Source organism: Streptomyces sp. NPDC053750, from assembly GCF_044544295.1.
Lineage (GTDB): Bacteria > Actinomycetota > Actinomycetes > Streptomycetales > Streptomycetaceae > Streptomyces.
Genome location: NZ_JBITXB010000025.1, coordinates 46,045 through 66,358 on the forward strand (window position 1 = coordinate 46,045; position 20,314 = coordinate 66,358).

Below are 20,314 nucleotides of genomic sequence, written 5' to 3' on the forward strand. Positions count from 1 at the left end.
GCCGACAGGAGGAACACAGCGATGACGCAGCCGACCATCACCGACCTCGCCACCGCGCTGGACGACGCCGGCCGGGTCGACGTCGTGCTCGGCGCGGCCTGGGACGCGTTCGACGTCGTGGGCCGGCTGGCGGACGCCCTCGCCCTCGACGAGGGCAGCGACGAGATGCAGGCCATGCTCGTCGGCATCAAGTGCGCGGACGGCCGCCGCCTGCTGCCGCCGCCGGAACACGGCCGGCCTCTTCAGACGGGCTCCCCGGGCCCCGGCAGAACCGGACTCGAGCCGTACGCGGCGCTGCTGCGTCACGTCGACGCGGCACTGCGCCGACTGGCCTCCGTACCGGAATGCGCGGACGACACGGAGCAGCTCCACCTCGTCGCCGGCCACGCGGCAGCCGCCGCCGCCCTCCTCATGACCGTACGGCAGGACAGCGGCACGGCCTCATGACCGTCACGCTCGGAGAGCTCTACGACGTCGTCCACCACCGCCTCGAACGGGCCGAGTCCGTGAGCCTGCCCGGAGACGACCCCTTCGCACACGCCCTCGCGCTCGCACAGGCCGGCACCCTGGTCGGACACGTGCACCTCCTGCTCAGGCGACCGGGAGAGCGTGTCGACGCCGCGACCGACGACACCTTCCGCCATCTCCAGCACGCCCGGCGTGCGCTCGACGGTGCCGCCCGCTGGCTTCCGGCGGTCGACCCGGACATCGCCGCGAACGGCGGGGCGCTCGGTTCCGCGGTGGAGGCCAGCGGGGCGGTCATCGACCTGATCCGCGGTCACCGCGACGGCACCGGCGCTCCGGTCACCCCCTACGCGCTCGCCTTCACCACCCGCTCCGCACGGGCGTACCACCTGCGCCACGCCTCCAGCACCCTCCTTTCCGTGAGCCGGATCGTGCACACGGTGAGCCGGACGCTCGGCAACCACAACGCCTCGATCAGGCTCCGGACCGCTTACACCTCCCTGCAGTACGCGTCGGTTCAGGCCCGCCACACCGGTGCCGGCGCGGATCCGGCGCTGGCGGCCTTCCCCCAGGCACTGCCGCTGACCCCGGTGCCCGCCCTGCCGACCGATCCGCTCTCCCAGGACGCCGGCCGGATCCGGGACGACTGCGAGCGGCTCTCCCGCGCCGCCTACGAGACGCTGCACGGCCGCTGCGCCCAGCCCCTCAGCGGGTCCGACCTGCAACTGATCATCCGGTGGCGCTCCCTGGGCACCATGCTCGCCGGGCGCCTCCTCGTACAGGCCGCCGCCGAAGCGCCGAACGAGGCGGGCACTTTGCTCAGGAGCTGCGCGGACCTCTTCCGAAGCGCCGCCCGCACGTGGAGAGACGTCCAGGAGAGCTGGGACCGCGTCGTCGACGTCGACGACCCCCAGATCCGTCCTCGGCTCCCGAAACCGAGCTACGACATGGTGCGCCAGGGCCAGACCTTCCGTATGCCGCGAGGAGCGGATCCGCACCCGGCCGTGGAGATCGCACGCGCTTCGACCCTTCGCGTGGGACGACTGCTGTTCGGTGGGGGCTGGGACCCCGACTCCGGAAGCCGCCCACCCGGGACAAGGACCGCACCGGACATCGTGGCCGATTCGGGAGGCATCGCCGAACTGGCCCAGACCGCCTACCGCCTCACCGTCGCAGACTGGCGGATCGCGGTGGCCGCGCCCCGGGCCGTGACGGCCATCGAACACCGCCTGCTCACCGACGTCCCCGAACACTGCCCGCCCGGCCACCCGTACCGCTTCTACCAGCTCCACGGTCACCAGCTGGAGCGCCTGCGCAACTCCTTCCAGCAGGTCTGCGCCGCACAACAGGCCGCAGCGCAGAGCCTGCTGGCCGCTGCCCCCGCCATCGGCATGGACACCCGTCGCGCTGCCCTCGACGCGGCGGCCCACCGGCACATCACCGCCCGGACCTGGGCTCCGCCGTCTGCCTCCGCCTCCGCCCCCGTCCTTGCCGCGCGAGGCATGAACGCGCGAGGGCCCGCCGTGCCTGCGCCGACCAGTCACGGGAAGGGTGTGCGCCTGTGAGCCCTGCGAGCCGGCCGGATACGGAGAGGGCGGGCGACGCCGAGCGGACCGCGGTGCCCGCCGAAACCGATGAGAAGGCGGCCCGGCAACTCGCCGCGACCGCCGCCGCGCCGGCGCCGTCACACGGAGAGGCGGTCGCCGACCCCGTCACCATCGATGGCGGCGCACGCCTGCGTGCTCTCGCCGAGGCCGCCGTGCGCCGGACACGACCGCAGCCTGTGGCGGAACGGGCGGAAAAGACTGAAAGGGCGGAAAGGGCGGAAAGGGCGGAACGGGGCGACTCGCTACGGGCCCGCGCGCTGGCGCGGGCCGCTGCGGCGCCCTCGCAGGAGCAGCGGGACCTGCCCCTGTGGACCGGAAGTGACCTGCCGGCCGGGGCCTGGCGCAAGGAGGACGGAGTCCTCCACGACGCCTACGGCGTCCCGCAGTGGCGGCTGCGGACGGCCCCCGGTCCGCGGCGGCTCACGGAAGCGCCCGCCGGGACGGTCGGACTGGCGGACCCCGGGGCTGGCGCGTACGAACCCGTGGGTCTCAGGCAGGCCTTCACCTCCACCGTCGCGCAGGCGTGGGCCGACATCGTCCCCTCCGAACACGGCACGGTCGAGGATCTGCTCGAGGCGGTCGACGTGCCGCTGCGTGAGCTGGAGGAGCAGTGGCGCCGGACCGTGCCCGCCTCCGAGGCGGACGACGAGCAGCACATGGCACCCGCCCGCACCGGCTTGGTCCCTCCCCGTCGCGATCCGGAGCCGGTCGCCGCGGCCCTGCGGCAGACCGATACCCACGCCGCCGCGCTGCAGAGCTTCCCGGAATGGCAGCGCCTGCAGACCGTCCGGGGCGCAACCGCCCACCTGTGGAACGTACTTCGCGAACAGGCTGGCGAATACTTCGGCCGGCTGCGCACCGACCTGCGCGTCCAGGGCTTCTGGCGCACGGTCTCCCTCCGCTCCGCCGCAACGGTCGGCCAGTGCGCGCAGGCCCTCGCCGACCGACTGCGCAACGGCCTCCGCGGCGACCTGCCCACGGCCGAGGCCCTGCTCAAACTCAGCGACGCGGCCCTCGCGTACAGCACTCCCGGCATCCCCGGCCCCGACCACACCGTCCCGGTCTCGGCCCCGGACGCGGCCGCCAACGCCACCGTCGACGCAGTACGACGGCTGCGCACCACCCTGCGGACCGGGGCGCCGGTCCCGTACGGGGCGCGCGAGGAGGCCGCGCGTGCCTCCCGGGAGGTTGCCGAGGCCTTCCAGGTGTGGTGGGAGACCCCTATGGGTCGGGAACTGACCACCTCTCCGGAGCACCCCCGGGTGGCCGCCTTCCGGCAGGCCTGGCAGCGGCTGCCGGCCGCAGACCTGCCCGACGGCCCTGGTACAGCGGCCGGCCCCTACGGCGACGTCGGGCGCAGCGCCCTGGCCCTGGTGGAACGGGCCGAGGCTGCGAACGCCCAGCGTGCCCGGGTCGGACTGCCCGCCCGCTTCGCCGCCGCCGACGTGGACGCCCTGCGGGCCGTCGCCTCACTGGCCGACCACCACGGCGGCCGGCTCGCGGTCACCCTGCCACCCGGCCACATGCCCCGCCGGACGCCCGGACCACAGACGACCACACCGACCCCCAGGACAGCCGCTCCGACGCCGCCGACGCTTCGGGTTGCGGCGACAGCACGTCCGGCGCCTGCGTTCCGTGGCCCGGGGTGACCAGGGGCAGGGGAGAGGCTCAGCCGGGAGCGGTCGCTTGCAGTCCGGGTGAGCCGACCCCGCTGCGCGACGGTGACCGTGGCCCACCCGAGTCCACGCCACCCGTGCCCTATTTGCCGGAATCTGCAGAAGTCGCTGAAAACACGCCCTCGCGACCATAGACTCCCAGGTCAAACAGTCTGCTCCCCGCACCCGCGGGGATGGTCCGTTCTACGAACAGGGCAAGGATCCGGCCACTGGCTGCTCCCCGCACCCGCGGGGATGGTCCCCCGGCATCCCCGCCCCGGCCACCTGGCGCGGCCTGCTCCCCGCACCCGCGGGGATGGTCCCTGCGCCGGCATGGGCAGGGTCTGGCCGTTGATCTGCTCCCCGCACCCGCGGGGATGGTCCCCGTTCGATGACCGGCCCCACTGCCTCGATGTACTGCTCCCCGCACCCGCGGGGATGGTCCCGCGACGGCGGGGGTACGGCGCTCCGGGAGGCTCTGCTCCCCGCACCCGCGGGGATGGTCCCGGTCCGTCGGTCGGGTTCTGCGACGGCAACAACTGCTCCCCGCACCCGCGGGGATGGTCCCAACGGCTACCTCAACGGCAAATGCGCCGCCAGCCGGCTGTCAGAACAGGGCGACTACCGGTGTAGCGGGCCTGCGGCTCAATCCTGCTCTAAGACCTCAAGGGTGACTTCGAGTCGGCACACGCGGTCGTTGCCGGCTGCGCCGCGCAGCCTGGCTTTCGAGGGTGTCGCGTGCCGCACGATATGCGGGTCGAGCTGCGCGCGGAGCTTCGGCAACTGGTGCGACGGGGGCACAGGTCAGAATCAATCTGGGGCAGATGGTGGCCTCGTCGTCCGCCCTTGTCTCATGGTGATGACGGGCTCAGCCTCCGACGCGGTCGCGCAGGAGGGCCCCGCCCCGCGGTCAGCGGATGGCACGGATCATCACCGTAAGGACCGGTGACGCCGGTGACGGCTGGCTCTGTCCGATGTCCTCGTACCCCCAAGACCTGTAAAGCGCATGGACCTTGCCCTCGCCCGCGGCCGGATTGACCATGAGGGTGACGAAGGGCTCGTCGCGGGTGGCGAGGAGGGCGTCGTGGATGCGCCGGGCGGTGCCGGTCTTCCGCCACGCCGGCCGGACGCCGATCTCCTTCAGTGCCACGGCCGGACGCTCGGTGTACGTGTCCGCCGGCGCCGGGCTGGTGCGCTGCCAGTAGCGGTCGCCGTGCTCGATGGAGTTGCCGTAGGCGTAGCCCACCGGAGCCCCGTCCGCGTAGGCGAGGACGGCGGTGAAGCCGGGCTCGCCGGCGTGCCGGTCCAGGCGCTCGCCGAACGCGGTGACCGCGTAGTTCGGCAGGTGGAGGAGCGGGGCGCGGACATCGGCGTAGACGTCGAGGAGGTCGCCGCGGACGGTGTCGAGGGCGGTGAACGTGCGCAGTTCGATGGCGGGCGCCGTGGTCATGCCGCCATCCTCCACGAGGCGGTGTGCTCGGTCCAGGTCTGCACGGTGGTGCTGCGGGGTGCGGTGGCGCGCAGCGCGGCCCCGAACTCCTGCAGCATGCGCGTCACCCGCGCGTGCCGGGTGGCGGCGTCGGCGGGAACCGTCATCGCGGTGGTCGTGGCGGCGTCGGCGGCACCCTGGGCGAGCTGGGCGTGCGCGAGGCGAGTCGTGGTGATGGCCCGGGACCGGACCATGTGCGGTCGCAGGGCGGACAGGCAGCGGTGGGCGTGGTACTCGGCGGTCGGGTAGTCGCCGAGCGCCAGATGGGCGGACAGGGCCAGGGAGTCCAGCTCGGCCTGGTCGTAGAAGGCGAGCATCCACACGGGCCGGTAGTCCCCGGGGTCGGCGCGCAGCATGGCGTCCTGTGCCTGGTCGAACGCACGGCGGGTGCCGGTCCGGTCGTGCGCCGCGCCGTGGATCGCCGCCTGGCGGGCCATGCCGAGGGAGGCGAACAGCGGGTCGCGGCGCGTGATGTGCAGGTTGCGGGCGACGTCGTTCGCGGCGAACGCGTCCGCGGGCCGGCCCATGTGGCGGTACATGGTGCCCGTGTGGCTCCAGATGCGGAACTTGATGGCCTGGTCGCCGGACATCTCGGCGAGGGCCTGGGCCTCCCGCATGTGCGCCTTGGCGACGTCGTAGCGGCGGCCGTCGATGGCGGCCCACATCGCCGACGAGCGGAACGCCGCCGCGGAGGCGTAGAGGCTGCTGCGTACGCGCTGGGTGGCGCTGCCGGCGTTCTGGAGGTTGAGTGCCTCGTCGGCGAGCGCGGCTGCCCGCTGTTCGATGCCGAGCTGTCCGCCGTGGCGGTGGTCGCTGGCGATGATCTCGGCGAAGCGCTTGTTCAGGCGGTCCACGTCGCTCATGCCGATCCGGCGGGGCCCTGCGGTGCCGGGCGCGGCCGCTGCTGCGGCGGCGGCCGCAGCGATGCCGCCGACGAGGGTACGGCGTTTCATGTCGGGGTCCTCCTGCTGCGGTGGGGCGGGGGTGGACGAGGGCCGGCCCCGTGGCACGAACCCCAGAGCGACGGCGGGCAGGCCGCTGACGTCCTCGAGCGCCTTGCGGGTGGCTGATTTGGGCCACATGACGCGCCCCGCTTTCCAGGCTCGGACCGACGAGCCGTCGAGGCCGCCGGGACGCCCGGTCAGGTGCTCAAGAGCCCTGTTCACAGCGTCGGCGAGGCTGTTGGAGCTGTAGCCGTGTTCGGCCATCCACGCCTCGAGAACGACGTTGCGCGTGGTGTCCATGCCCGCACGGTAGCTCTGACGCCCCCTCACCCACCAGGTAAAGGGGAAGTCAAATCGCCCTAGGTCTTTCCTTGGGGTGGCGGGTGGATCGCCCTAATCACCGGGCCACGGAAGCGAGTTGTCTGGTTGGTGGCCGCTCGCCCCCTCCTCCGGAGCGGGCGGCTGTTGACGGTCCGGTCTCCTCCCTTGCGTCTTCTCAGGGGTGGGCCGGGCACCGAGACGACGCGAGGGCTCAACCCCGATGACGAGTCTGATCACGCTCATGCAACCCGCTGCCACCGGACATCCCGCCTACAGCCAGACCTTCCCGTGCGAGCCGTCGACGGCCGAAGCGGGCCGGACGCTCGTTCGTGACGCCCTCGGCGTATGGCATCTGGACGACCTTGCCGACGTCACCGCGCTGATCATGTCGGAATTGATCGCGAACGCCGTCACGCACACGACGTGCCGATCGATCCGCCTGATCGTCGGGCGGCCGAGCGCGACACGGATACGTGTCGGGGTGGTGGACCGGGCGCCTTCACGTCCACCGGTCCTCGGCCGGGCCGGCGAGGACGACGAGTCGGGGCGTGGCCTGCTCCTGATCGACGGCATCGCCGACCGCTGGGGCTATGACCTGCACGGCTCGCACAGGCGCCCGTGGGGCAAAGAGGTCTGGGCCGAACTCCTGACGAAGGGCGAGGAGTGAGCCCCTCCAGCCCCTCCAGCACCTCCACGGCGGCCCCGGGCCGCCCGGACGCCGCCCAGCTCCGCATCGACCTCCCGAGAGCGGCGGCCGGCTGCCGCCGCCCCGTCAGACTCCCGTCCCCGGCCATGGGGCGCCGCGCCGTGCGGCCGGGGACGGGCGGCACCGCACAGCAACCTTCCCACCACAAAGGAGTCGACATGACCCGCAGCACGGCAGTACCGAGCAGCATTCAGATGAGCCGACAGACCCCGAGGACGCCGGACGGCTTCGACCTGGACGTCTCCCTCGTCGAGGTGGCCGACCCGGCGGGCCTGGTCAACCTGACCGACGACAACTGCGGAACCACCTGCGGCGCCTGCACCACGAACGTCGCCTGACCCGAGGTTCACGTCTCTGCAGGCTGGTGCCGCCGCGCCCTGCGGCGGCACCAGCCGCCCCGTTCCCCACCCACGGAGGTAGTGGTGGCTGATCCGTACCCGGCGTTCCGCGCCGGCACGACCGCTCTCGTACGAGCCGTTGCACGGCCGGCCCTGCCGTGCCCTCCGCTTCCCGACCTCGATGACCGCTCCACCGACGGAGTCGCCGCCTGCACCGCGTGGCTGCGTGCGGTCCTGGCCGACGACCTCGCCGAAGCTCTGGAACACGCCAGCCCGGTTCTGGCCGCGCAGGTACGGAGCGTGTGGACGTCCGATGAGCCGTCGGCGCGGGACGTGCGGCGTGCGGCGCTGTCCGTGGCCCGCTACTTGCTGCGTTCCCAGCACAGGGCGACACCGTTCGGACTCTTCGCCGGTGTGACCACCGCGGGATTCGGCCCACAGGCACGCGTGAGCTGGGGTGGCGAACACGTAGTCGTCGGCCGTGCGGGCGCGGAGTGGCTGGCCGCCGTCGTACAGCGGATGGAGTCCTGCGCGGACCTTCTCGAACGACTGCCCGTGGTCGTCAACAACACCGTGACGAGCCGTGACGACCGGCTCGTCGTGCCGTTCCAGTCCGACGGCCGGGGCGAGCAACCTCGCGCGGTCGAGGCGTCCTTGGCCCTGACCGAGCCCGTGCGCGCGGTCCTCGCCGCGGTGCGGGAACCGGTCCGGGGCGGTGAGCTCGCGGACAAGATCGAGGCGGAGTTCCCCGAGGCCGGACCGGAGACGGTGCGCCGGCTGCTGACGGAGCTGATCCGACGGCGTGTGCTGATCACAGGCCTGCACGCGCCGAGCACCGAGACCGACGCCCTCGGACATCTGCTCGACCAGCTCCGCACGGCCGACGCCGATTCCCTCCCCGCTCTCGCCGGGACCGTACGCGAACTGCGGGAGATCCGGACCGCTCTGACGGAGTGCGCTTCGCGCGGTGGGCGGGACAGTGCCGCAGCGCGGATGAGGGCCCTCGTGCCGGGCCTGCGCCGCCACCCCGTCGCACTCGACCTGCGCCTGGACGCGCAGCTCGTCCTGCCGGACGCGGTCGCCTGCGAGGTCGAGCGCGCCGCGCTGCTCCTGACCCGGGTCAGCGCCCGCCCGTACGGGACCGCGGCGTGGGGCGCGTACCACCAGCGGTTCTACGAGCGGTACGGCATCGGCACGATGGTGCCGCTCCAGGAGGTCGTCGCCGACAGCGGCATCGGTTACCCCGAGGGCTACCCGGGCTCCTCGCCCGGCGCCCGCCGGCCTCGCCTCTCCGCCCGGGACGACGTCCTCGTACGGCTGGCGCAGGCCGCCGCGCTCGACGGCCGCGACGAGGTGGTCCTCACCGACGAGCTGATCGACGCCCTGGACGTGGGGCCCGACGAACCCCGCCTGCCCCCGCACCTGGAGGTGGGAGTGCGGGTCCATGCGGCCGGCGTGGACGAGTTGCGGCGCGGGCGGTTCCGGCTGGAGATCGTGAGCGTGTCCCGCGGCGCCGGCGTGACCTCGGGCCGCTTCCTCGGCGTCCTGGCACCGGCCGACCGTACGGCCCTGGCCGCCGAACTGTCCGGCCTCCCGACCGCCGACGCCGACACCGTGCCCGCGCAGCTCTCCTTCCCGCCGCTCCTGCCGGAGAGCGCCCACGTCGCGCGGGCCCCGCGAGCCCTGCCGACCGTGATCAGCCTCCAGGAACACCGGGCACCCGACGCCGACGTCCTCGTGCCTGCGGACCTGGCGGTGGGGTGCGACGGCCGCCGCATGTACCTGGCCGATCCGGAGCGCGGCCGGCGCATCGAGGCCGTCGGAATGCACGCGCTGAACCTCCGCACGCACACCCCGCCGCTCGTGCGGTTCCTCACCGAGTTGCCCCGCGCCCAGTGCGCGCAGGTCACCGTGTTCGACTGGGGCGCCGCGGCGGCGATGCCGTTCCTGCCGCGCCTGCGGTACGGGCGCACCGTGCTCGCCCCGGCCCGCTGGCGACTCGAGGCGCCCGAGCTGCCCGGTCGCGCACGTCCCCGGGCCGAATGGGACGCCGCTCTCACCGACTGGCGGGCCCGACGGCGACTGCCTCGGCGGGTCCACCTGGTGGAGGACGACCGGCGTCTCTTCCTCGACCTCGACGAGACCGGCCACCGGACGCTGCTGCGCCACCACCTCGACCGAGTACGCCGGGCCGTGCTCGTCGAGGCGGCGGAACCGGGGGCGTTCGGCTGGTGCGAGGGCCGTGCCCACGAGGTGGTGGTGCCGCTCAGGGCGACCCGGCCGTCGCCGTGGCCGGAGCTGCCCGCCCCCACCTCGGCCCGGGCCCTCTCCAAGGCCCAGATGCAGACCCCGGCCGCATCGTCGGTGTTGCTGGCCGCGTTGTACGGCGACGCCCGCCGCCAGAACACGCTGCTCTCCCGCCACCTGCCCGATCTGCTCGAACGGCTCGGTGGCCCGCCGTGGTGGTTCATCCGCTTCCGCGACCCCGAGCAGCACCTGCGCCTGCGCATCGCGCTCCCCACGCCCGAGGCGTTCGCCGAGACGGCCCGAACCGTGAGTGCGTGGGCCGACGAGCTGCGCGGCGCCCGCCTGCTGGCCGACCTGCGGTACCCCACCTCCTACCGGGAGACGGGACGCTGGGGCTCCGGCGCCGCATGGGACGCGGCCGAGGACGTGTTCCGCGCGGACTCACACGCCGTCCTGGCCCAGCTCTCCCAGCCGCGGCGCCCGCACGAGCGCACGCTGGTGGCCGCGCACACCGTCTCCATCGCCTCCGCGTTCCTCGGCAGCACGGAAGCCGGGATGCGCTGGCTGATCGACCACGTCCCGCCCACGGCGCCCGGGCCGCCCGTACCGCGCCCGCAGTTCAGCGATGCCGTACGTCTGGCCGACCCCGGCGACGACTGGGCTGCCCTGCGCGCCGCCCCCGCAGGAGCGGCGATGGTGTCGGCGTGGGCCGATCGTGACGCGGCGCTCGCGGCCTACCGGCGGCACCTGCCAGGCCCCCACACGCAGGGCATCGCCCTCGACGACGTCCTGACCTCGCTGCTGCACGTCCATTTCGTACGGCACATCGCGGTGAACTTCCCCGAAGAAGAGGTCTGCCTCCACCTCGCCCGCGCTGCCGCCCTGGCCTGGACCGCCCGCACCACTGGGAGGACTCCGTGACCGCACAGACCGTACAGACCGTACAGACCGCACTTGGCCTGGCCGACGCCGTCGCCGAGCAGCTCGCCGACCCCGGCCGTGTGTCCCTGTCGGCGGCACACCGGCAGCACCTCGCCCATGGCCTCCCCGGCATCGCGCTCCTGCACGTCGAGCGGGCCGCGGCCGGCCTCGGCCCGTGGCAGCGCGCCCACGACTGGCTCGAGGCCGCCTCCCGCGAACCGCTCACCAGCGGCCCCGACAGCCACCCGTTCTACGGGGCGCCCGCCTTCGCGCACGCCCTGGCCTGCGCCGCCGATCACCTGCCCGGCTCCTACCGGCGCGCTCTCGACACCCTGGACCGGCGGACGGCGGCCGATGCGAGCCGCCGCGTCGACGCCGCTCACCGCCGCATCGACACCGGACGCCTCCCGGCGCTCGCCGAGTTCGACACCGTCCGGGGCCTGACCGGCTACGGCGCCCACCTCCTGCGCCGCGCCCCCGACTCTTGCGTCCTGCGCGCCGTCCTCGACTACTGCGTACGCCTGACCCGGCCGATCACCCATGACGGGGAGACCCTGCCGGGCTGGTGGACGCCAACGGGCCCGTCGGGCCGCCCGGACGAACGCTTCCCCGGCGGACACGCCAACAACGGCATGGCGCACGGCATCGGCGGCGTACTGGCGTTGCTGGCGGTCGCCGCCCGGCACGGCACCTTCGTCGCCGGCCACGACGAAGCGGTGGGCCGGATCCTGGCCTGGCTGGACCACTGGCAGGAGGACACCGGCCGAGGCCCGGTGTGGCCGTACTGGGTCACCCGGGTCGAGCTGCGCACCGACTGCCTCTCCCCGTCCACGCCGCGGCGGCCGTCCTGGTGCTACGGCACCGCCGGTCTCGCCCGCGCCCGCCAACTCGCCGCACTCGCCCTCGGCGACACCCGTCGCCGGCTGGACGCCGAGAACGCCCTCGTGGCCGCCCTCACCGACCCCACCCAGCTCAACGCCACGACGGACAACACCCTCTGCCACGGATTCGCCGGCCTCGCACACATCGCCGCCCGCGTGGCCGACGACGCCCATCCCTCGACCGCCGGACAGCTCCGCGCCGTGATCCCGTCGCTTCTGGCCGCCGTCCATCCGCCGGGCGCCGACCCCGCGCGCACCGCCGCGGCGCTCATCCAGGACGAGGAGCGCGGCCCCGGCCTCCTCGACGGCGCAGCCGGCATCGCTCTGGCCCTCCTCTCGACCGGCGCCGCCGAACCACCCCGAACCGCCTGGGACGCCTGCCTGCTCGTCGCCTGACCGACCACCGACCGAAGGACACCCGTATGCCCCCCGACCGCTGGCAGCAGCACAACATCACCTTCGCCGACCGTGAGAGCGGCCGGCGAGCCATCGCCGAGCGCATCGCCCCCGTCCTCCTCGCCGCCGAACAGGACGGACAGCTCACGGGCTGGTGGTTCATGAACAAACAGCCCTGGCCGCTGCGGTACCGCGCCGACGAGCCGTCACCCGCCGTAGAAGCGGTGCTGAGCGACCTCGTCCAGGACGGCGGCCCGGTCGTGTCGTGGCTGCCCTGCGTCTACGAGCCCGAGACCGAGGCCTTCGGCGGGACCGAGGCCATGGACGTCGCCCACGAGCTGTTCCACCGGGACAGCCGCCACCTGCTCACCCACCGGCCCGGCCCGGAGAACCTCGGGCGCCGGGAAACCGCCGTGCTGCTGGCGAGCGCGATGATGCGGGCGGCCGGACTGGACTGGTTCGAGCAGGGCGACGTGTGGGCGAAGGTCGCCGCCCTCCGGCCGACGACCGGCTGTCCGCCCTCCGAGCGGGCCGCCGAACTCGAGCGCGCCATGCGCAAGCTGATGACCGTGGACGCCCGCGACCTGTGCCGCGCGGGCGGCCCGCTCGCCGGGCACGGCGGATGGGTGACCGCCTTCGAGCGGGCGGGTGCCGAGCTGGCCGCCCTCGCCGGTCGTGGTGCCCTCACACGCGGTCTCCGAGCCGTCGTCGCCCACCACACGATCTTCCACTCCAACCGCGCCGGTCTCCTCAGGGGTGACCAGAGCGCCATGTCCGACATCGCACGAGAGGTAGTCATGGGAACGAGCGACAACGCCGCACCGTCCGGCGAAACGGCGACCGGCACGAATGGCGTCCAGGGGGTGAACGACACGATCGCCACCACCCCTACGACGGACGCCGAGCGCCTCCGCAACGCCCTGGTCGACGAGTTGCGCGCGCAGGGGCACGCCCGTACGCCTGCCGTCGAGCACGCGCTGCGGACCGTGCCGCGCCACGTGTTCGTGCCCGACGCGCCCCTCGAGGACGCCTACGCCGACGCACCGGTGCACATCAAGTACGACAGCGACGGCACGTCGATCTCGTGCGCCTCCCAGCCGGGCGTCGTGGCCCTCATGCTGGACCAGCTCGAGGTCCGGCCCGGCGAGCGCATCCTCGAACTCGGCGCCGGTACCGGCTACAACGCCGCTCTGCTCGCCCACCTGGCCGGCGAGAGCGGCCACGTGACCACCGTCGACGTCGACGACGACCTGGTGGAGGGCGCCCGCGCGCACCTCGCCGCCGCCGGGATCGGCAACGTCACGGCGGTGACCGGCGACGGGGCCCTGGGCCACGCCGAAGGCGCACCGTACGACCGGATCGTGGCCACCGTCGGCGCGCACGGCGTGCCGCACGCCTGGCTGCGGCAACTCGCGCCCGGCGGCCGGCTCCTCGTCCCCCAGCGCCTCAAGGGCACCGTGTCCCGCTCCATCGCCTACGAGCAGCGCGACGGCCGATGGGTGTCCCTCGGCAGCGAGATGAACACCTTCATGCCGCTGCGGCGGGGCATCGCCGACGACGCCCGCCGCGTCGTCCCCCTCAGCACGGACGGCACCGTACGCCTGCAGGCCCCGGCCGGGCAGAACATCGACGCCGAGGCCCTCTCCGGCGTCCTGTACCAGCCGCGCACCGAGGAGTGGACCGGCATGACGGTCCGCGCCATGGAGTCGCCCGAGTGGATGGAACTGTTCCTCACCTGCTCCCTCCCCTCCGGCCTGATCCGGATGCTGTTCCCCCGGACCGCCAAGGGCACTCTCCTCACGGAGGACCCCTACCCCTCCTCTTCGGCGGTCGTCGACAAGGGCGCCGTCGCCTACCTGGCGCGGCGCTTGTCGGAGCGGAGGACGCCGGAGGGCGGCAAGTTGTGGGAGTTCGGCGTCATCGGTCACGGCCCTGGAAGTGACGAGCTGGCGGCGCAGGTCGCCGATGCCGTCCGCACCTGGGACCGGGAGTACCGCGGCCGTGAGGCGAGGTTCGAGATCCAGCCCCTCGACGCCCCCGCGATCGAGCAGCGCCCCGGCCTCTTCACCCTCGACACCCCGCTGAACCGCATCGTCGTCGACTGGCGGTGACGCACCACGTGTGACGGACGGTGCCCGCCGCCCGTACGCCCACCGGTGGGCACCGCCGTCCGAGCAGCAGCAGCTCCCACTCACACCGGGGGACCCATGGACCCGCACGGACCCACAGCCCAGCGCTTCCCGCTCGTCGCCCGATTCCGGCCTCCCTGCCCGCCTCTCGCCGAGCGCGTGCACAGCCTCGTCGAACTCGCCGGCACCGCGGTCGAGAAGAGCGACCAAGTGCTCGCATCGGCCGCCTGCAACCAGGCCGCGCTCGTCGCCTCCGACGTCGGCCTCCCCGACCTCGCCCGCGAGCTGTGCCGACGGCACGCCGCCGCCTACCTCCACGCCTGCCCCCTGCCCGGCACGAGCGCGATCCGGGGCCTGGAACCGGTCGTCAACCTCGCCCGCCTCCAGATCCGTGCCGGCCGCGCGGACGAGGGACGTCAGCGGCTGCTCGACCTGTACGCGGCGGTCGAGGCGGGCGCGGCCGCCCAGTTCGAGGACATCGCCGTACCGTCGGACCTCACCGCGACCGACGAGGACCGCGACGAGGTCCGCGCGTGGCTCTGGCGCGTGCTCCTCGCCGACGGCACCCGCACCCTCACCAGCACGGGACGGTGGGCCGAGGCCGAAGCACACATCGAAGCCCACCGTGGCGTAGGCAAACGGATGCTCGACGGACGCCAGGTCGCTGTAGTTGCCGCTCTCACTGTGGGTGCCACCGCGCGGGCCACTGCCCTCCTCGCCGACACGATCCCCGGCGATCCGTGGGAACAGGCCGTCACGTCCTGCCTGACCGTCCTGTGCCGCCGCTCCGCCGGGCAGCCGGTCGATCACCACATGACGAACCTGGTGAAGACGTACATCGACCGGAAGCCCGAACCGGGCACGACCATCTTCGACGTCCGCCTCGGCCTCACGGTCCTCGACGCGACCGGTTCCACCCAGACACCTGCCGCGCACCGCATCGTCGACGACCTCCACCGCAGGACGACGCAGGCCCAGGACGGCTACGCGGCCCGCGAGACCCTGGCCCACCCTCTGTTCACCGCGATCGCCTCAGGCCGGCAGGCACAGGACTGCCGCGACCTGGTGCATGCCTGCGCCCTCGGGGCAGGGGGCATGCCGAACGAGCTGCAAGGAGAACTCGCTTCGGTCGTGCGCACCGGCAACAGCGTGATCCGGGCAAGTCTCGCCCCAGAGCTCGGCCTTGGACGTACGCCTCCTATGGAGAGAGCCTGACAAGATCAGCTCAAAGAGTCCGCAGGGAGAGAACCTTCAAGACGTAGGATGAGCGGCTGGCCTCCTAGTGTAGGGGCTGCCCGGGCGATCATGTGACCGCCCCGTTCCTGGATCGTTGTTGTGGGCATGAGGCGGGGCGACCTGACGGATGCCGAGTGGGAACGGTTGCGGCCGTTCCGGCCGGTGAGTAACGGCCGTTGTGGCCGGACCCCGTCGCCGAGCTGTCTGCCCTGGTAGTGCGCATCCTCCCAGGGGCCGACCGACACAGCACGCCGTGGCCCATCCCAGAGGTCAACCGTTTCTCAGAACTCACCATCGCGCGTTGCTGCTTCTCCCCGGCACAGTCAGCAGGGGGTGCGGCAAGGAGAGCGGTGGCCGCCGGGTGGTGGGGGGCCAGCACCACCCCCGTCCGGGCAGCCAGCTGGATGGTCCGCGGCGCAGGCCCTCCGTAGCGTTCCGGCCATGGAGATCACGAAGAGTGTGCGGTGGGGCCGGTCCGGACGGTGGCGTGCGGGGCTGGCCGTGGCCGGGGTCGCCGCAATCGGGACCGCATCGCTTCTCGGGCCGGGTACCACGGCCGAGGCCATGGGCGCTGGCGGCGGGGACGCGCGGTCGCGGCTGCAGCGGGACGCGGACGCGGTACGGGACACGGGAGCCACCGGGCTGACGGTGCTCGCCCGGGACGCGGCCGGGCGCGAGACGAAGGCCCGATCGGGCACCGCGAACCTGAAGGACGGGGGCCGGGTGCCCTTCGACGCCTACTACCGCATCGGCAGCGACACCAAGACCTTCACGGCCGTGGCCGCGCTCCAGCTCGTCGGCGAGGGCACGCTGGACCTGGACGACACCGTCGAGCAGTGGCTGCCCGGGGTGGTCGCCGGCAACGGCAACGACGGCAGCCGCATCACCCTGCGCAACCTGCTCCAGCACACCAGCGGCCTGGCCAATTACACGGACATCGCCTTCGAGGACCCGGCGGAGCTGACGCCCGAGCGCTTCCACGCACAGCGGTTCCGCTCGCAGACCCCCGAGGAGCAGGTCGCCGTGGCGATGGAGCGCGCCCCCGGCTGGCTGCCGGACGTGGACGATCCGGGCGCCGAGACGCAGTGGGCGTACTCCAACACCAACTACGTGCTGCTCGGGATGGTCATCGAGAAGGCCACTGGCAACCCCTGGGCGCAGGAGGTGCACGACCGGATCATCGAGCCGCTGGGGCTGCGCCGCACGCTGATACCGGACACCTCGCCGTACGTGCCGATGCCGACGGCCGCCGGGTACACGCAGTTCCCCGGCCGGGACGACCTCACCGACACCACGCTGGCCGTGGGCGGCGGCGCGGACGGCGGCATCATCAGCACCACCCGCGACATGAACACCTTCCTGCGCGCCCTGATGGGCGGGCGGCTGCTGCCGCCGGAGCAGCTGGAGCAGATGCGCACCACCGTCCCGGCGCCCGGCTACGCCACCGACGGCAGGACCCGCTACGGGCTCGGCATCGCCTGGCGCCCGGTCGAGGGCTGCGGGGGCGGAATCTGGTACCACGGCGGCACGTCCTTCGGTACTGCCTCCGAGACCGCCGTCACGCCCGACGGCCGGGTGTCGGCTGCGGCCGCTGTCTTCACCACGCGCTTCGGTGACGAGAAGCGCTTCCTCGAGCAGGCGGAGGCCACGGTCCGCCTGCTGGACCGGGCGGTGTGCGGCGACCGGAAGCGCGGGTGACCGGGGGCGCACACCCGCAGAAGACACCACTTGATTTCTTCGATAGGAGTCGAGTAGTCGGGAGCGTGGGCCCACAACAGGTCCACTCGATCGGTTCTCAGATGTCGCAGGCTCGCCTTGAACGATTCGCGTACTGCGGCATGGAGGGCGGTCAGGGCCCGGATCCTGCCAGCGGCGAGGGTGTCGACGAGCCGGGAGATGGTCGGGTCGGAGGCGACCGGTCCGAACACGACCGGCTCGGCCCGCAGCATCGCGACATCAGCCAGGTTGTCCCCGCCTAGTAGTACCTACGGAGCCAACCGTGCCCGCCCAGGGCGGACGGGGTGTGCTCGAGGATGGCTTGTCGGACGGCGTCCTGCTCGACCTCGGACAGGACCTGTTGCTCGCCCCCCCCGGCGCCCACGCGGACGGGACAGCAGCGCGTCCCGGCCACCGGCCAGCCATCTCGCCCACCCGTTGTCCACGGCCCTGACCCGACACCCTGAACAGGCCCGCAACCTCCGTCCGGTCCCGGCCCTCCACCAGCGCCGACCCCTCAAGCAACCGCACAGCCTCCTGCGCGTCCGGTGACCAGGCCCGCTCAGCCCCTCACACACCGTCAACGAGCATGAATACAGAGCGTTTCGGAACAATAGGATGGGCCAGTGATCGAGACACTGCCCCCCGTGGGCATTGACCTTTTCGACGCTGACCGGCTCCTGCTCACCGAAGCTGCGGAGCCGCCGCTGTCGCCCCAGGACGCTGAGGCCCGCGACCGGGTGTGGGACATGGCGGTCAAGGCCAACCCCACCCTGTTCGACGGGCCTGCGGTGGCGTGCGGGGAACTCGAGCGCACCGGCCCAGGCATCCTGCGGCTGTCGTGGGTGCGTGTGACCTACCGGCACTACGCCCTTCGCCGCGTTCCCGGCGCCACCGCCCTCCCCTCGCTGTTCGTGAACACCGTCCAGCCGACGGACGACGGCCGTGTGCTGGCAGCGAGGATGTCGCCCTCGACAGCCGCCCCGGGCCGCTGGCAGCTGCCCGGGGGTTCGGTGGAGCCTCCCCAGGACGGGGCAGTGCTGGACGAGGCGGCACTGGCCGGCCAGGCCGCGCGCGAGCTGGTCGAGGAGCTGGGGGTCGCCGTGGCCGCCGAGGACCTGGAGCTGTGGGTCGTCACCCGTGGTGAGAACGGCAGTGTCGGATTGACCTACCTGGCCCCGGCCCTTCCCGAGCCAACGCTGCGCGCTCACTTCACTGCTGCTGCGGCAGCCGAGCGCAGCCAGGGCCGCGAGCCTGAACTCGATACCTTCGTCCTGATGGGCTCACCGGAGGAACTGGCCGGGCTGGACGGCCCGCACGCGGACTACCTGGAGCCGATCGTCCGCCGCTTCTTCGAACAGCGCTGACGTCAGGCGCCGGCGAGGTAGTCGCGTCCTCGTTCGTCGAGCTCGGCCACGCACCGCAGGCCCCGGGCCCGGAACCGCCTGAGGGCGCTGCGCATGCGGAAGACGCCTTGCGGGTGCGGACGGAGTGGACACCACCCATGTGGTCGATGGCCTTGTGCCACGTGAGGCACGCCTGCTCGATGCTGCCGCGCTTGAGGTGCATCTCCGCGCCCGCGACCAGGTCCAGGGCGACGATGCGTGCGTAGGTGTCCGCTGGGCGCGCGGTGGCGGCCAGCGCGTAGTGCTCGGCGGCGGACCCGTGGTCGCCCACGGTCTCGTGGACCTTGGCGGTGCGGGAATACACCGATGCGGCCGGCGGGCCCCAGGCGCCGCCTCCGTCCCCCTGCTCCTGGCCCAAGCCGCCGCCAAGGGCCGCCAGGACAAGGCCGAGTGGATCCGGGCCAACAAGGACATCATCAAGGCCGCCGCACAGAACTCCGGACTGCCGCCGTCGATGGTGGCGGGCAGCCGTTCCGGTGGTGCTGTTGACCCTGGCGGCGGCGTTCTTCCTCTGGCTGGCGATCAACACCCGTCCGGACGGTGACTGGGACCAGGCCTCGTACGGCGGGATCGAGCTCGCCTGTGCCTTGGCCGTCGTTCTGGCAGGCGCGGTGGGAGCGCTGTGGCTGGCACCCTCGGTGCGGCGGGTGATGCGGTGGCCGTGGGCGGTACCGGCTGTGCTGCTGGGGGTGGCGGCGGTGGTGCGGTGGGCATCCAGCGGGGCGTAAGCGCTACTCCGACGTACTTGCCGCCCAACGCAAGGAACGCGCCCGCACCCGCAGCGAGAAGGGCATCCGCTGGGGCGGACGCCCCCTCAAGGCCCTGTTCTCCCGAAGCTGCCACGAAGTGACTAGTAGCTCTCTGTAGCGGATCTGGGTCTGCTTGTCAGAGTTTTGGATCTTCTGGGCTCATCGAGCGCCGTGCTCAGCGAGGTTGGTCCGGTCATGACGACCGGAAGGAGCCCGGGGTGCGGCAGGAGTGGGAGCCGGAGGACCTGATCGAGGTCTGGACGCTGCTGGAGGAGGACCAGGAGCGGCTGCGGAACAAGTCGGGGGCGAACCGGTTGGGGTTCGCGCTGCTGCTGAAGTTCTTCGAGGTGGAGGCCCGGTTCCCGGAGGACGCCGGGGAGATCCCGGTGCCGGCGGTGTCGTACGTCGCCCAGCAGGTGAAGGTGCCCCCGGAGGAGTGGGCCGCGTACGACTGGTCGGGGCGGGCGATCAAGCGGCACCGGACGGAGATCCGGGCCGCGTTCGGCTTCCGTGAGTGCACCAAGGAGGACCAGGCCCAGCTCGCCGAGTGGCTGGCGGTCGAGCTGTGCGGGGTGGAACTGAACCGGGACCGGCTCGCGGAGGCGGTGGTGGCCCGCTGCCGCAACGATCGGCTGGAGCCGCCGACGCCCGGGCGTATCGCCCGGCTGGTGGGCTCGGCGGTCAGCACCTTCGAGGAGCGGTTCTGCGCGGCCACCGTGGGCCGGCTGTCGGCGGCGACCCGCTCGCGGTTGGACGACCTGATCGCCGAGGACGCCGGCACGGACGCGGAGAGCGCGGGAGGCAGGGGCACGTTCTTCACCGAGCTGAAGGCGGACCCGGGGGCGCTGGGGCTGGACAGCCTGCTGGCGGAGGTGAACAAGCTCCAGCGGGTGCGGGCGCTGGAGTTGCCGCCGGAGCTGTTCGGGGACGTGTCGGAGAAGCTGGTGGCGGCCTGGCGGGCTCGGGCGGCGAAGGAGTACCCCTCGGACCTGCGGGCGGCGGCCGGACCGGTGCGGTACACGCTGCTGGCCACGCTGTGCCACGTGCGGGAGACGGAGATCACCGACTCGCTGGTGGAGCTGTTCATCCAGCTCGTGCAGAAGATCAA

The 20,314-nt window shown here is 72.9% G+C and carries 14 protein-coding genes, 2 pseudogenes and 1 CRISPR repeat array; of the genes and pseudogenes, 13 read left to right on the forward strand and 3 right to left on the reverse strand.

Annotation, left to right across the window (positions count from 1 at the left end):
* Window positions 1-21 precede the first annotated feature (21 nt).
* From ACIGO6_RS37560 to ACIGO6_RS37570, 3 genes are read left to right on the forward strand one after another with little or no spacing between them, the layout of a single operon-like run.
* The gene (locus tag ACIGO6_RS37560) at window positions 22-447 is read left to right on the forward strand and encodes a hypothetical protein (protein WP_399884562.1); all 426 of its coding nucleotides are present in this window, start codon (window positions 22-24) and stop codon (window positions 445-447) included.
* The gene (locus tag ACIGO6_RS37565) at window positions 444-2,030 is read left to right on the forward strand and encodes a hypothetical protein (RefSeq protein ID WP_399884564.1); all 1,587 of its coding nucleotides are present in this window, start codon (window positions 444-446) and stop codon (window positions 2,028-2,030) included. The genes ACIGO6_RS37560 and ACIGO6_RS37565 overlap by 4 nt, the downstream gene beginning before the upstream one ends.
* Window positions 2,027-3,721, forward strand: coding sequence for a hypothetical protein (locus ACIGO6_RS37570; protein WP_399884566.1), 1,695 nt, complete (start codon window positions 2,027-2,029; stop codon window positions 3,719-3,721). The genes ACIGO6_RS37565 and ACIGO6_RS37570 overlap by 4 nt, the downstream gene beginning before the upstream one ends.
* 179 nt (window positions 3,722-3,900) lie before the next feature.
* Window positions 3,901-4,295: direct repeats of the CRISPR family, unit length 29 nt; unit sequence CTGCTCCCCGCACCCGCGGGGATGGTCCC.
* A gap of 342 nt (window positions 4,296-4,637) precedes the next feature.
* Here ACIGO6_RS37570 and ACIGO6_RS37575 read toward each other — a convergent pair.
* Window positions 4,638-5,177 (reverse strand): GNAT family N-acetyltransferase, encoded by a 540-nt coding sequence (locus tag ACIGO6_RS37575; RefSeq protein WP_399884569.1) that lies wholly within the window; start codon window positions 5,175-5,177, stop codon window positions 4,638-4,640.
* Complete coding sequence (locus ACIGO6_RS37580) at window positions 5,174-6,460, reverse strand: XRE family transcriptional regulator (RefSeq protein ID WP_399884571.1); 1,287 nt, start codon at window positions 6,458-6,460, stop codon at window positions 5,174-5,176. The genes ACIGO6_RS37575 and ACIGO6_RS37580 overlap by 4 nt, the downstream gene beginning before the upstream one ends.
* A gap of 241 nt (window positions 6,461-6,701) precedes the next feature.
* Between ACIGO6_RS37580 and ACIGO6_RS37585 the strand changes: the two genes are divergently transcribed.
* The 7 genes from ACIGO6_RS37585 to ACIGO6_RS37615 all read left to right on the forward strand — a co-directional run bounded on the left by ACIGO6_RS37585 (window position 6,702) and on the right by ACIGO6_RS37615 (window position 17,033).
* A complete protein-coding gene (locus ACIGO6_RS37585; RefSeq protein WP_399884573.1) occupies window positions 6,702-7,148 on the forward strand; it encodes an ATP-binding protein in 447 nt (148 codons plus the stop codon).
* Between the two features lie 197 nt (window positions 7,149-7,345).
* On the forward strand, window positions 7,346-7,525 hold the full coding sequence (locus tag ACIGO6_RS37590; protein ID WP_399884575.1) for an FxLD family lanthipeptide: 180 nt from the start codon (window positions 7,346-7,348) through the stop codon (window positions 7,523-7,525).
* A 222-nt stretch (window positions 7,526-7,747) separates the two neighbouring features.
* Window positions 7,748-10,693, forward strand: coding sequence for a lantibiotic dehydratase (locus ACIGO6_RS37595; protein WP_399884600.1), 2,946 nt, complete (start codon window positions 7,748-7,750; stop codon window positions 10,691-10,693).
* The gene (locus ACIGO6_RS37600; RefSeq protein ID WP_399884577.1) at window positions 10,690-11,970 is read left to right on the forward strand and encodes a lanthionine synthetase C family protein; all 1,281 of its coding nucleotides are present in this window, start codon (window positions 10,690-10,692) and stop codon (window positions 11,968-11,970) included. Before ACIGO6_RS37595 ends, ACIGO6_RS37600 begins: the two co-directional genes overlap by 4 nt.
* Window positions 11,971-11,996: 26 nt before the next feature.
* Window positions 11,997-14,081, forward strand: a complete 2,085-nt coding sequence (fxlM, locus tag ACIGO6_RS37605) for a methyltransferase, FxLD system (RefSeq protein WP_399884579.1) — start codon at window positions 11,997-11,999, stop codon at window positions 14,079-14,081.
* Window positions 14,082-14,177: 96 nt separating this feature from the next.
* Complete coding sequence (locus tag ACIGO6_RS37610) at window positions 14,178-15,314, forward strand: hypothetical protein (protein WP_399884581.1); 1,137 nt, start codon at window positions 14,178-14,180, stop codon at window positions 15,312-15,314.
* A gap of 462 nt (window positions 15,315-15,776) precedes the next feature.
* The gene (locus ACIGO6_RS37615; RefSeq protein WP_399884583.1) at window positions 15,777-17,033 is read left to right on the forward strand and encodes a serine hydrolase domain-containing protein; all 1,257 of its coding nucleotides are present in this window, start codon (window positions 15,777-15,779) and stop codon (window positions 17,031-17,033) included.
* Window positions 17,034-17,077: 44 nt separating this feature from the next.
* On the opposite strand, the pseudogene ACIGO6_RS37620 reads toward ACIGO6_RS37615, so the two are convergent.
* Window positions 17,078-17,320, reverse strand: a pseudogene (locus ACIGO6_RS37620) (hypothetical protein); the annotation flags it as partial.
* A gap of 378 nt (window positions 17,321-17,698) precedes the next feature.
* Here ACIGO6_RS37620 and ACIGO6_RS37625 point away from each other — a divergent pair.
* The 3 genes and pseudogenes from ACIGO6_RS37625 to ACIGO6_RS37635 form a co-directional block, all read left to right on the forward strand.
* Window positions 17,699-18,418 (forward strand): NUDIX domain-containing protein, encoded by a 720-nt coding sequence (locus ACIGO6_RS37625; RefSeq protein ID WP_399884585.1) that lies wholly within the window; start codon window positions 17,699-17,701, stop codon window positions 18,416-18,418.
* 515 nt (window positions 18,419-18,933) lie between these two features.
* Window positions 18,934-19,185, forward strand: a complete 252-nt coding sequence (locus ACIGO6_RS37630; protein ID WP_399884586.1) for a hypothetical protein — start codon at window positions 18,934-18,936, stop codon at window positions 19,183-19,185.
* Between the two features lie 239 nt (window positions 19,186-19,424).
* Window positions 19,425-19,826: pseudogene (locus ACIGO6_RS37635) on the forward strand (DUF4158 domain-containing protein); the annotation flags it as partial.
* Window positions 19,827-20,314 lie beyond the last annotated feature (488 nt).